Below are 13,519 nucleotides of genomic sequence, written 5' to 3'. Positions count from 1 at the left end.
TGAAACTTGCAAGTCGCTCTTGGGTTCGTCGATAACTACGCCCCGAGGGATTTTCACCCTAGATATGTGGCATGCCCGCCACACATGAAAAAAGAGCCTGGGACAAGGCTCTCATATATCTTTATATACTTCTTTAACTTTATTTAGATCTTTTATATGGAAGAATCCGCTAGTTTAAATTTGCGGGTTGCTGGGGCAACTGCTTTACAAACAACCAAACAGCAGATAGCACCAAGAATTGCTTCCGCAATGCCATTGGTTGTCACAACGCCAAACAAGACGCCAAGCAATGCTTGATAAGCCACACCTGCGACTTGTGCATATTGAGCACCAAAGAACAGATAAATACCACCAAGTACCAATACGGTATTCGTGATAGTACCAGTTAAAGCACCGGCAATGATGCTGACATTGTTATTGACCTGCTTTTTCTGTAACTGTTCATATACCAGTCCTGCCAAATAACCTAATAAGATTCTAGGCACAAAGGCAATTAACAGACTTGTCCAATTTCCACTCATTCCTCCAATGGTGATAAAAGGGGTAAAGACAAAGGATGTCGGTAATGGGCGAAAGGTTGCATTTAACATACTCGTTAAGCCAAAGACAAAGCCTAATTGTGCACCGGCTTTTTTGCCTAAGGTGATACCGGCAATGATGACCGGAATATGCATCGTCGTTGCGCTGATGATGCCCAGCTGGATATAACCCAGCGGTGTCAATACGAGGGCAATTTCAATGGCTAAAAACATTGCCATGAACGCCATGTACTGTGTCTTATGATTTTTCATGTTTTCCTCCTACTTTCGTTCCTTATGGATACGAGTGTTTTTCAGGTATTATCTGTTGTTGTCCCATTTTGTTGACGTCATTGGATCGTCATAAAACATCTTCTTTCAGCAGATAACAAAGATATTATAGGCGTAGTTGTTGTGATTTACAATGCTTATCTTCCAAATTTTGTCATGTAAGCGATTTCGTTAAGGATGAATGTGCGTCAATTTCTTTGATTCGTATACAGTTGCGGTGAAAATCGCGGTAAAGACAGCTCCAATCAAAAAAGCATAAAAGATGAATCGTATTAATGACTTTTACATGGATGAGCAGTGCATTTGGATATTCTTATATGATGATCAATAAAAAAAACAGTTTGTATCCTTTGCTTCCATACAAACTGTTGCTTATCTTCTATTCTTTTACGATATCTTTGTGTGCCGGTAACCCATAGGCTCCTTCGGCATGCAACACAGCATTGCGTATAGATGTCGCTATGACTTCGGTTGCTAAGATGCCTACCACATCCGGCATGACTTCCACCTCATTTGTGCTAAGCACAAAAATCGTATCTCCATCACTCATCGTGTGGACTGGATGAATCGCGCGAGCATAACCATTATGCGCAATACCGGCAATTTTGGTACATTGTGCTTTATCCAACTTCGCATTTGTCACCACGCAGGCAATCGTCGTATTGCCATCTTGCAGCTTACGCAAATTCTCCATCTGCGCCAATGCTTCCTCATAGCTCATCATTTTCTGCAGCTCTTTTAGATACACACCGGCCAATTGTTCATTTGTCTGATAATCCACAACATTGCCACAAGCATTGACGGCAGTAACCGCTGCTACCTGCACATCCCCACTCTGGAGTCCATACATACCAATACCACTTTTCATCGCTTTATCAAAGCCTAAAAGCTTACCGACACTGGCACCGGTTCCAGCTCCATGATTTCCCTGTTGAAAAGGAAGTGATTCACTATTCACACATGCTTGATAGCCCATCTTTTTATCCGGTCTAACATGTGCATCTCCTACAGACAAATCAAATAAGGCTGCACCACATACAATAGGTACATGTGCCACCTGCATATCAAAGCCACAGCCTTGCTCCTCTAAATATTGCATGGCACCACTGGCGGCATCTAGGCCAAAAGCACTGCCTCCACTCAACATGACGGCATGAATCTGCTGTACCATATTGATGGGATTTAATAAGTCAGTTTCTCTGGTGGCCGGGCCTCCTCCACGCACATCAACGCCAGCTGTTGCGCCTTCTTTGCATAGGATTACGGTACATCCAGTGCCGGCTTTTTCATCCTCTGCCTGCCCAATCTGAATACCCTTGATATCGGTAATACTGATTTCCTTCATATATGTTTCCTCCTTTTTGATAAGATATTGGATAAAAAGTTTTTGATTATGCTATTTGTGATTGTTGTTTAAAACACTTGATAAAACAGACTATTATTGAATTTGAATTCCTTGACGAAGCACTTGATGAACTTGAAATTGCTCATCCATGATCATGATATCTGCATCATAGCCAACTTCTAAACGTCCTTTTTTCCAGCCGTAAAGAGCTGCCGGATGAGCACTTGCCATGGCGATTGCCGTTTCCTTTTGACAACCGCAATATGTGCACATATTACGCAGAGCATCACACAAACGTAAAGTACTTCCAGCAATGCGTCCACTTTCTTTCACAATGGCCTTATCTTTATCTACCAAAACATGTTTGCCGGAGAAAAGATATTCACCTTTGGGAAGCTGCTTACAAGGATTTGCGTCGCTTATTAAGACAATACGCTCAGCCCCGATCATCTTATAGGTTGCCTGTACGATATCCGGATGCACATGCACACCATCTACAATCAGCTCACACATAAGCTTGGATAATACAGCTCCTGTGACAATGCCGGGAGCACGATGCGCATGCTGACTCATTGCATTATATAAATGGGTAATGCCTTTCGCCCCTGCTTTTTCTGCCGCTAGCACATCTTGGGCCGTACCGGCACTATGTCCCAGCATCATGACAACACCATGAGCTGTACCATAGCGTATGAGTTCCATAGCATCAGGTAATTCCGGGGCAATTGTCATTGATTTGATTTTTGAGGAAATGTGCAAGTATTCCTTAAATTCCTCCAACATGGGATCCCGCAGGCATTCTTCCTTCATCACGGCTTTTTGCTGGCGATTTAGATAAGGACCCTCTAAGTGGATACCGAAAAAGCCATCCACTTCTTGTTCTTCATAATAGGTAAGTAACTGCTTCATATCCTCATGCGTTTCACAGACTAAGCTGGCTAGAAAACCGGTAACGCCTTCTTTTGCCTCTTGTTTAGCAACTTCCCTCAAAGATAACTTTGCAATATCATTAAAATCATAACCACCGATTCCATGGGTATGGGTATCAATAAGTCCCGGACAAATATATTGGCCTTTTGCATCCAGCATAATATCACAACTTGGTAAACTTTTGGTATCTGTCGTAATTGATTGTATGCGTCCATCTTCGATGATAAGGCCACCAGGTTGCGTTTTATGAATGCCATCCATGAGTATTCCATTATAAATACAGGTTTTCATCGTATTCTCCTTTTTTATAAGTTATAGCTGCTTATTTACCCAGCAGTTCTTCTTCTATGCGGCTTAACATGTTGCGTATATAATCTTCATTCATCGTATAATATATTTTTTTCTTCTCTTCACGTATCGTGATAAAATTCGCCGAACTTAAAGCATTCATATGATGCGATACCGTCGCTTTTGACAGCTTTAATTTATCTGCTATTTCTTGTCCATACATTGTGTGCTTCCTTAACTCTTTCAATATTTCAAACTTGCTGTTATCTGATAATATTTTTAATCCCTGTAATAAATCTTCCTTAGCACTTAAATGTTTATCACGATGATAAGAATCATCCATTAAAACCCCGATTATGTAAATGCTGCTATCAGCTTCAATCAATGAACGTTTTAACCAGCCAATGGCATTTAATTCGGCAATGCTGGGAATGATCGTGATATCTTCTTGCCTTTGATCTTGCGCAAAATAAGCATCATAACAAAATGTCTGTATCGCAATCGGATGTCCTAAGGCTTGTTCTTTCTTTATGGTAGTCTGCACATAGTCTTGAAATGCCGTAAGAATATCCTGATATTTCTCGATTTCATCCTGCAGGATGCGAATTCCCGGTTCCATAAGTTCCAGTAAATGCAGAAAATGATAACGTACATCTGCGGATACTTCGATCATTCTCCATTTATCATCACTGCTTAGATCCTGACGTTTTCGTAAATAGCCGATAAAATCAAAATCTTCTTCTAAAGCCTCTGGATTTTCCATAGTAATATCATCACTGCAACAAATCATCTGAAACGGCCGATGTCCATAAGCATCCATAAGGGATAGTGCTTGTTCACGCAACATGGTAAGATCAGTTGTTTTATAATCAATATACGCATAACAGAGATCTTTCGCAATCGAGCATTCATAGCTTTCAAATTGAGAAAAATAAAAATCCTGTTCTTCCTGCGTTATTTTCACGGCCTTGATTACTTTCTTTTGTAATGCCATCGCCGCCTTTATTTTCTTGCGCAGCTGTTTTTCATCAAACAAATGTTTTTTCGAAAGACTTTCATATAGCGCATCATAGGCTACTACGCCATAGACCTCTTCCTGTTTGCGATAGTTGCGTTCTAAAAAATTCATACATTCATATACCGGATGAAGAGAGGCAACTGTTACCGTAGTCATAATAAAATCATCTCCTGAAATATTTCTTTTTTTTATTATCTCATAAAAGAAAGGAGAAGTACAAACTTCTCCGTAAACATTTTCTCTAATATTATGATGCTTCTTGAAAATATGCCGCTTGTGCCGTCCATAATTGCTGATACAAACCATCTTGTTGTAAAAGTTGTGCATGACTTCCACGCTGAATGAGATTTCCATGTTCAAATACGAGGATATCATCACAAAATTGACAGCTGCTCATGCGATGGGAAATATAAATAGCCGATTTATTTTGAATTAATTCATTCAGATGGGTATAAATTTCAATTTCGGAAAGCGGGTCTAAAGCGGCGGTAGGTTCATCAAGGATGATCCAAGGCCGATCGGCATACAACGCTCTTGCAATGGCAACCTTTTGGGCTTCTCCTCCGGATAACTGAATGCCATTTTCCTGCACACCTAACATCGTATGAATATCGTCAGGTAAGGTTGCCAAACGTTTTGCAAAACCACTGCGATTCAATACATCGCGAATTGCCTCATCCTTCTCATTAGGAGTACAGGTGATATTTTCTTTTAATGTTCCCGCAAATAATGCAAAATCCTGAAAGACGACACCGAATTTATTCTGCAAAGCACTTAATTGTTTTGCTGTTACCGGCTTACCGTCAATGCGAATCGTTCCCTCACTAGGCTCATATAAACCACACAACAACTTAATCAGTGTCGTTTTTCCCGCACCATTCAAACCGACGATTGCCGTTTTTTTATGAGGTTCTAAAGTCAAGCTAACATCATGCAATGCCGGCTGATTACTGCCGGGGTATGCATAGGTCACATGATCAAACGTAATCACAGAATCTTCCTGTAAGCTAATTTCATCACTATCCTCTTTTTGATCAGCTAGCTGTAAGAAGGTATTATAATAAGACATATAATGGAACAACATCATTAAATCGGTATAAATAATAGGAAATGTCGAGATAGCATCATTCAATTTCGTTATTGTACCCGCATAAGTCACAAAATCCCCAACTGGTATTGATTTTACATAGACCTTTAAAATAACAAACATGTAGAAGAAACCATTCATCATATTTCCCAGGAAAACACTTTCGGAAAAAAGCATGGCAATGCGATGGTTGAAGATCGTAAAATATTTCAAAGAATTCTGTTGGCGCTGTGCCATTTCCTCTAATACGGTATCCTGCATCTGAAACAAGCGCACATCCTTTGCCATCTTCTGATTCAAAGCAACTTCGCTGCTATAATAATTGTTTTCTCGGCTTAACTTGGCATTTTGATCAAAGAACTTCATCCCTGCTTTGGAAAACCCCTTTGATAGATACTTACCAAACAAAGCATAGCCATATAATAACATCAGGAGTACTAAACCTGCCCAAAAAGTATCCATGAACCCTAGAATGCCCTCCTTGTTTGTACCATGACAACTCAGCAAATAAAGCAATAAGCCAAACGATATGACCATTGTGCAACAAATTTCCAGCAAGGCAGAAAATTGAGCCATCATGACTTGGATACCACCATTCTGCATAAATCCGGCCTTTGCTTTTTCAATTAAATCCAAGGTATCTTTATCCTCTAATTTGTCATAAGAGAGATACATCGCCTTTTCACTGATATTCTTTTCTAAACCAAGCTCTAATTCCTTCACCGCAATATTTAAACGATATTCTAAAACATATTGACCACCTTCACTTAAAAGCATACAGCATGCGAATAGCAGAACGCTTAGAAATAAAGATTGTGTGTCCGTTTTTGCTAGGAAAAGATTTATGAGAATCGAAGTAAACCACAAAGGAAGATAGGCAGTAATGGTTTTTAACAAGGAAGCACTAAAACCATAAAATATAACATAGGGACGTTGTTTATGAATCAAGCGCAAGATCGTCCACGCTTCTTGTAGTTGTGCTTTCATGTTTCATCCCTCCTTCCTGATAGTAACTTGCCTGGGCCTCAAACATTCTGGCATATAAGCCATCTTGCTGCAGCAGCGTTTCATGAGTTCCCATTTCTTTCAACTGTCCTTGATCAAATAAAAGGATGCGATTCGCAAAACGTGTAGATGCCAAACGATGCGAGATAAAGATCGAAGTACACTCTTTCGCTGCGCGTTCATAATTTTCATATAATGCTGCTTCCGCCAAAGCATCCAAAGCCGCACTAGGCTCATCAAGAATTAACAGATTTGCCTTGCGATATAAAGCTCTCGCCATCAATAATTTCTGTTGCTCTCCGCCGCTAAATAGCACACCATTCTCACTGATTTGATTAGAAATATATGTGTCCTCTTGCAATGGCAGCTGCTCCACTTTCGTTTTTAATTCACAACGCTCTAAACAATCCCAAACTAGATCCATATCAATGGAATCCTTTGTTTTACATGCTACATTTTTCTTAACCGAATACGCCATCGCACAGGAATCCTGAAAGACGGCTGCGATATGGGTAAATAAATCTTCTTTCGCAAACTTTTTAATATCAATTCCATTGATGAGAATACGCCCGGATGTCGGTGTATATAAACCACATAATAATTTTATTAAGGTTGTTTTACCGGCTCCATTACTACCCACGATACCAATCTTTTCTTTTTTATGAATAGTAAAATTAATATCTGTTAACGTATCCTTTTCGGCTTGCGGATAACGGAAAGACACATGATCAAACACAATTTCCATATCCTCATCAGGCACATTCAGTGTTGCGCCTTCTTCTTCAATCGGTAAATCCATATACGTATCATAATCAATAATTCCCAAAGCACCGCGTCGTGTTTCATTATAGAAATTCACGATCTTGCTGATCCACCCAGAAAATGCAGCAGCGGCACCTGTATAAAATACAAATACGGATACTGACATTCCATTCACTAATTCATGGAGGAAGAAAGCAAATACAATCAGATTACGGGCAGCTGATAAAAAGGTACTACCCCATTTCGCCCATAAATATTTACGTTCTACTTCCTGTAACACTTCTACACGACACTTTTGAAAATAACGAATCTTAGCAAGCAGCCAATCTTGTAAATGAAAGATACGAATATCCTTTCCATTTCCAGGCAATTTTACTTCATGATGATAATACTGAAGCTGTTGATCTGCCTTCGCATAATCTTGCTTTCGCACATGCTCATACGCCTGCGCCTTGCTCATAAACCAAATACTTAATAAAGATAATGTGACAACCAAAGCACAAAGCCATAATTGCATGGAACCAAATACAATTGCATATAGAAAAAAGCCGGTAACTGCAATCAATAACTCCATTCCATTTCTGACAAAGTGCTCAAAACCAACACTACTATTGTCGATGCCATTTGTCTGTGCCCGATTCAAAAGCTGCCGATACTCCATATCTTCCACCTGCGCATAAGGTACATGCATCGCTTTTTCATATAACCGCAATGTCAGCTTACATTTAATCACATACATCTTAGGATCATAGGTTTGCATCAAATAGTTATGTGCACTATCCAAAATTGCCACTAACAGCGAAATTCCACCTGCATAAACCATAAGTGTCGCAAAAGATTGCTGTGTTTCTATCAGATATAAAAACAGTGACGGTAAGACAACTTGTAGAAACGGAGCTAATACACCGGTTATCCAAATAAAGATGATCATGACGAATAAAGAACGCCGATATTTCGCAATATGCTGCATCGTTTCTTTCGTAGCACGTAGTATCACTTTCATAGAATCTCCCCTTTATTGTTCGTTATATATCGAACTATCTTGATGTTATTATAGTTTTACATCGAACATTTGTCAAGGTAATACGTCTATGAATTTTTATCTGCATGATGATATAAAATAAATTTATGGTCATTTCTTGTAAAAGGGGCTGAAAGCATCTGTCGTTATTTCTACACTTTCCGTTATGTCTATTTGAAGGAACGAAATATCACCAGCTTAGAAAAGGCAGCCTCCTTCATCCATATCTAACCATTCAGAAACAAGAGTATCTATCACTATCAAAGTAGATTCACATACAAAAAGAGTGCTTTGACTTAGCATCAAATACACTCTTCATTATACAGATACTTGAAATTTAAAATCTTTTTATTTTTCGTCTTCTTCCTCTTTCTTATGCTGAGCGATGATACCTTCCGCTAAGTTTGCGGGAACCGGATCATAGCGATTGAATTTCTGTACATATGAGCCTCTGCCCTGCGTCATAGCACGCAACTCGATTGGATATTTCTGTACTTCTGCCAGTGGAACTTGTGCAGAGATTTCTTGATAACCATCAACCATATCCATACCCATGATAGCTCCGCGACGTTTGTTGAAATCACCGATGATCGTTCCGGTAAATTCATCCGGTACACGTACGGTAATATCTACGATAGGCTCTAACAGGATTGGATTTGCCTGTGCCATACCAGCTTTATACGATAAGCGGGCTGCCAGTTTAAATGCCATTTCACTGGAATCGACATCATGATACTTACCATCAAACAGTGTCGCTTTGACATTGACAACCTTGAAGCCAGCCAAAATACCATGCTCCATGCATTCACGTAAGCCAGTTTCAACTGCCGGGAAGTATTGGCGAGGCACTGCTCCACCAAATACCTTTTCTTCAAACACCATTTCTTCAGAATCCGGATTTGGTTCATAATCGACAAAGACATGGCCAAACTGTCCATGACCACCGGACTGTTTCTTATGACGTCCTTCTCCGGTTGCTTTTTTACGAATCGTTTCGCGATAAGGTACCTTTGGTGTTTCTAAGCGTACTTCTACTTTATATTTCGCCTGCAGCTTATTTAAAACAACATCAATATGCTGATCACCAATACCATACAGGATTGTCTGTTTCGTTTCTTTATTGTTTTCCAAACGCAAGGTTGGGTCTTCTTCTACCATACGTGCTAACGCATTGCTCATCTTATCCTCATCGTTCTTTGATTTAGGGAAGACCGCCATGCCTAACATTGGTTCTGAGAAAGCAATTGGATCAACCAGATAATGTTTGCCTTTTTCACACAGTGTATCATTGGTCTGTGTATATTGCAGTTTTACAACTGCACCGATATCACCGGTAAACAGCTTACCAACAGCCGTTTGATGCTTTCCTTTGACAATGAAGATGGTACTGATCTTCTCTGGTTTTTCTTTGGTCGCATTGTATACCACAGAGTCACTGCTCATCACACCGCTTAATACCTTAATATAGGAAATACGGCCAACAAATGGATCGACAATCGTTTTGAAAACCTGTGCACATAAGGATTCTTTTTCGTTTGTTTCCAGTTCTACCGGTTCTTGTGTTTCAGAATCACTCACAACGATGCTGCCATGTTCACCATAGGTTGGGAAGTATTTTACAATCAGATCCATCAAACGTTCAATACCTACGGTATGGGTAGCACTGCCACTATATACCGGACGGATTTCACCATTGCGTACACCTAAGCGTACACCTCGTGTCAATTCTGCCTCACTGAATTCTTCACCACTGAAATATTTTTCCATCAATTCATCATCGCTCATGGCGATTGCTTCGGCGATCTGATTCTTATATTCAGCAACGATATCCTTCATATCATCTGGTACCGGCTGCGCTTTTTCAGGATCAGCTAATGGCCCTTCAAAATACCAAGCTTTATCTCTTAAGATGTTGATGGAACCAATCGTCTTACCATTTTCCATGATTGGTACTTCAAATGGGATGACTGCCTTACCGAAAGCATCACGCAAAGCTGCGTAGGCAGTATCAAAGGATGCGTTTTCTTCATCTAGTTTATTTACGAAGAAGATGGTTGGAATACCATGCTTCTGCGCTGCTTCCCAAGCACGCTGTGTACCTGGCTGTACAGCATCTTTGGCATCCACGACGATCAAGGCACTGTCGCCTACCGCAATACCTGCCTCAGCACCACGAATGAAGTCAATATAACCTGGTGTGTCGATAAAGTTGATCTTACAGTCTTTCCATTCAATTGGTACTAAGGATGCATAAACACTTAATCCTCGTTTAATTTCTTCAGGGTCATAATCAATTAAGGAACTTCCTTCGCTGGTAACACCAAAACGATCACTTGCTTTGGTAAAGTACAGCATGCTTTCTAATACAGCAGTTTTACCAACGCCGGTATGTCCAAGAACGACAACGTTGCGAACTTCGCTTGATAAATAGTCTTTCATACCGTCATCCTCCTACTTCAGGATCGGCTTAAGCTGAGCTAAGCAATCATCACGAACATAGTGAACAGCTTTATGGCCTTCTTTGTCGATTAAATCTTTATCCGCACCGTTTGCTAATAAGTCTTCTACCAGGCTGACATAGCCACCATATGCAGCACGCATCAATGCTGTACAACCATTATTGTCGCATAAGTTTACATCAGCACCTCTGGTAACTAATAAGCGAATTACTTCTTTTTTGAAGGCAACGCATGCTTCCATCAATGCTGTTCTTCCCACTTCATCCTGGGCATTGATATTAGCACCGGCATCTAATAATACTTCCACACAGCGATCATGACCTAGAAAAGCTGCGCGCATCAGTGCAGTTCTGCCACGATCATCGGCTTTGTTTACATCAGCTCCTGCTTCGATCAGTTTCTTACAAATGGTTTTATTTCCCTTTTTCGCTGCGCCCATAATGGCGGTTTTCCCTTTATTATCTTCTAGGTTTACATCAGCGCCATTGTCTAACAGCACACGGACAATGTCCTTATAATCACGTTTTGATGCACGCATCAGTGCAGTTCTGCCATCACCGTTTTGATAGTTGATGTCTGCACCTTTTTTAATTTCTGCACATACGGTTGCGAAGTCACCGTTTGCACATGCATCCCAAAATGCTTTGTTGAATTTCTGATCCATTTTAAGTTCCTCCTTTTATTCTATGGAATCGTAAGTGAATAAAAAAACGGACATAAAGCACGATTACTTTACATCCATTTTATGCCATGTTGAAACATACCTGCTTGCTACAGGTACGTCCTTGAGCGCTTTGTCTACACCTTGTTCTCTAACCATGTGACTCACGCTCCTTCCTTCACTTCTAGTATAGTTATATTGTATACGATTTTATGTTTTTTGCAAGCGATTTCATTAAGGTTTTTGTCTTTTTTTACATGTTGAAAATTCTTTCATTTTCCCTTATGCCAATCTTTCCAGTTATCTGCTGAATTTGCCAGTTTGCTATCTTTTTATTGACAGAATTGCTATAGTTTCGACATATGCGGATGATGGTGAAAGGGTATGATGCAATAAGTAAATAAAGAAGATACAGGAAGATAATGAAAAGTTTAATGCTAACAAAACCAAATATAATTTCTACAGGATTCTGTGCATTCTCTTTTCTGATCTCGCATGTTATCTTTCATAATGATTTTTTATGTTACGCAAAACTTCTGGTATTTCATCAAAATCATCCACCCAAATAACGTTAATTCCCAAACTATTGAAATAATCATTTCGATTATGTAAATGAAAATTCTCATATAACTGATACGATCTTTGACCTTTTTCAATTGAAGGTGGTAACTGAATATTTTCTTTTTTCATGATGGCAAAATGTCTGGTAGCTGATTTACTATGGACGATATCCAACAATCTTCGCATATTAGGATCAGACAATGAACATCCGATAAATAAACATATATTCTCACGCAGCGCATTGACTTGTTTCATATTCGACCAATTAAAGGGATCATTGTATACCTTGTGATATTCTTCTTCAGAGAAAATGATATCATCCAAATCAATTTCATCAGGTGACATATCTTCTTCAATATATCCATGCACGTGGTATATTTCCACATTATTTTTATCATGGTTTTTGGATTTATTTAGGTAAGTTTTTTGTGTAAATGATTCATATGAGATAGATTTTTGTTTGAACTTCTTTTCCAATAAGTCATCAAAGTTAAATGTGATAATATCTTTTATACGTATAATATTGCCATCCCTGATCAAAGAGATTAAAGACGTAAACAATGCGTTATTAATATTTGCCTCCTTCTGATAGATAGCTGCTTTTAACAATTCAATATACTTTTCCGGTTCGATATTTTGTTTGAGAAAACGAGTTTGCATGATGGGAGAACTCTCTCCATTCAATTTTGCTATTTCTATTAAATCGCTAAGCTCTTCTTCTGCAATTGCTTCGTTTGTTTCATCTTTAAAGCGACTGACTAAAAATTTAGCTATCAATTGTTCCCAGGAAGGCATGTTCGCTGCCATTGAAAAGCCTGCGCCTAAAAACAGGCAAATATTGTGTTCTCTATAATTTTTTGAAAGGTCATTTATGTAGGTTTCATTGTTTTTTGCTATATCAAAGGATTCTATTTTTGATACTGGCATATATACTTGATTACTCCTAACACCATCAACGATTTCTTTTGCCGATAAATCCTCTCCATCATAGTCTTTTGCTATTATCCAGCAACCCCGTTTGGGATTTTCAATAAGACCAAATTTTTTCAAGTATGTTCTTGCCCAAGCTGCCCGATAGGAAAATTCCGTTTGTTTACTATTGTGCATTTGTGATAAATTACAAGCCTTTTCACCAACATAAGCAATTAATGCTTTATCAATTTCTTTAATACTCATTTCTTTATTCATTTCATACAATATTTTCAATGTCGGGATGATCAGATTATCAAATGTTATCATTGTATTCTTGTATTATTTAATTACCCAAGAAACAGGTAATTAAATAATATCTTCCTTTCTTGGGAATTCATTAAGCTATATAATTAGCTTAGGGCTGTGGATTTGTATCTATTTTTTTGTGGCGTAGACCATTTTAAGGAGAATCAGACCACAGTTTTTATTTACAAACTTTGATTAGTTAGATAACACTTGATGTTTTATTTCGTACAAGATTAGGTCCGAATAAACAACTGTGATCACCAACAGCCCTTATTTCAAAAGGAGGTATTTCATCATGTATTACGTAGGCATTGATATTGCCAAGTACAAACACGACTGTTACATCTGCACTTCT

Annotated in this window: 9 protein-coding genes; all 9 read right to left on the bottom strand. The window is 39.0% G+C overall.

Annotation, left to right across the window (positions count from 1 at the left end; translation table 11 throughout):
• Positions 1–152: 152 nt before the first annotated feature.
• The 9 genes from EDD61_RS13395 to EDD61_RS13355 all read right to left on the bottom strand — a co-directional run bounded on the left by EDD61_RS13395 (position 153) and on the right by EDD61_RS13355 (position 13,185).
• Positions 153–791, bottom strand: a complete 639-nt coding sequence (locus EDD61_RS13395) for an ECF transporter S component (RefSeq protein WP_117547186.1) — start codon at positions 789–791, stop codon at positions 153–155.
• Between the two features lie 397 nt (positions 792–1,188).
• The gene (locus EDD61_RS13390) at positions 1,189–2,154 is read right to left on the bottom strand and encodes a P1 family peptidase (RefSeq protein ID WP_132225807.1); all 966 of its coding nucleotides are present in this window, start codon (positions 2,152–2,154) and stop codon (positions 1,189–1,191) included.
• A gap of 93 nt (positions 2,155–2,247) precedes the next feature.
• Positions 2,248–3,375 (bottom strand): N-acetylglucosamine-6-phosphate deacetylase, encoded by a 1,128-nt coding sequence (gene nagA / locus EDD61_RS13385; RefSeq protein ID WP_132225805.1) that lies wholly within the window; start codon positions 3,373–3,375, stop codon positions 2,248–2,250.
• A 31-nt stretch (positions 3,376–3,406) separates the two neighbouring features.
• A complete protein-coding gene (locus EDD61_RS13380) occupies positions 3,407–4,546 on the bottom strand; it encodes an ArsR/SmtB family transcription factor (RefSeq protein ID WP_132225803.1) in 1,140 nt (379 codons plus the stop codon).
• A gap of 91 nt (positions 4,547–4,637) precedes the next feature.
• Positions 4,638–6,464, bottom strand: coding sequence for an ABC transporter ATP-binding protein (locus EDD61_RS13375; protein ID WP_132225801.1), 1,827 nt, complete (start codon positions 6,462–6,464; stop codon positions 4,638–4,640).
• Positions 6,415–8,247 carry an ABC transporter ATP-binding protein gene (locus EDD61_RS13370; protein ID WP_132225799.1) on the bottom strand — a complete coding sequence of 611 codons (1,833 nt, stop codon included), beginning with the start codon at positions 8,245–8,247 and terminating at the stop codon, positions 6,415–6,417. Before EDD61_RS13370 ends, EDD61_RS13375 begins: the two co-directional genes overlap by 50 nt.
• 366 nt (positions 8,248–8,613) lie before the next feature.
• Positions 8,614–10,704: an elongation factor G gene (fusA, locus tag EDD61_RS13365; protein ID WP_132225797.1), complete on the bottom strand. Its 2,091-nt coding sequence runs from the start codon at positions 10,702–10,704 to the stop codon at positions 8,614–8,616.
• A 12-nt stretch (positions 10,705–10,716) separates the two neighbouring features.
• Positions 10,717–11,388: an ankyrin repeat domain-containing protein gene (locus EDD61_RS13360; protein ID WP_132225795.1), complete on the bottom strand. Its 672-nt coding sequence runs from the start codon at positions 11,386–11,388 to the stop codon at positions 10,717–10,719.
• Positions 11,389–11,883: 495 nt separating this feature from the next.
• Positions 11,884–13,185: an SIR2 family protein gene (locus EDD61_RS13355; RefSeq protein WP_132225793.1), complete on the bottom strand. Its 1,302-nt coding sequence runs from the start codon at positions 13,183–13,185 to the stop codon at positions 11,884–11,886.
• Positions 13,186–13,519 lie beyond the last annotated feature (334 nt).

It is taken from the genome of Longicatena caecimuris, from assembly GCF_004341945.1.
GTDB lineage: Bacteria > Bacillota_I > Bacilli_A > Erysipelotrichales > Erysipelotrichaceae > Longicatena > Longicatena caecimuris.
This window is presented reverse-complemented; position numbering and strand designations above follow the sequence as displayed.

Excerpts from the sequence above, each read along its gene's own strand:
- EDD61_RS13395 (WP_117547186.1), bottom strand. The coding sequence starts at position 791 with ATGAAAAATCATAAGACACAGTACATGGCGTTCATGGCAATGTTTTTA.
- EDD61_RS13390 (WP_132225807.1), bottom strand. The coding sequence starts at position 2,154 with ATGAAGGAAATCAGTATTACCGATATCAAGGGTATTCAGATTGGGCAG.
- nagA (WP_132225805.1), bottom strand. The coding sequence starts at position 3,375 with ATGAAAACCTGTATTTATAATGGAATACTCATGGATGGCATTCATAAA.
- EDD61_RS13380 (WP_132225803.1), bottom strand. The coding sequence starts at position 4,546 with ATGACTACGGTAACAGTTGCCTCTCTTCATCCGGTATATGAATGTATG.
- EDD61_RS13375 (WP_132225801.1), bottom strand. The coding sequence starts at position 6,464 with ATGAAAGCACAACTACAAGAAGCGTGGACGATCTTGCGCTTGATTCAT.
- EDD61_RS13370 (WP_132225799.1), bottom strand. The coding sequence starts at position 8,247 with ATGAAAGTGATACTACGTGCTACGAAAGAAACGATGCAGCATATTGCG.
- fusA (WP_132225797.1), bottom strand. The coding sequence starts at position 10,704 with ATGAAAGACTATTTATCAAGCGAAGTTCGCAACGTTGTCGTTCTTGGA.
- EDD61_RS13360 (WP_132225795.1), bottom strand. The coding sequence starts at position 11,388 with ATGGATCAGAAATTCAACAAAGCATTTTGGGATGCATGTGCAAACGGT.
- EDD61_RS13355 (WP_132225793.1), bottom strand. The coding sequence starts at position 13,185 with ATGATAACATTTGATAATCTGATCATCCCGACATTGAAAATATTGTAT.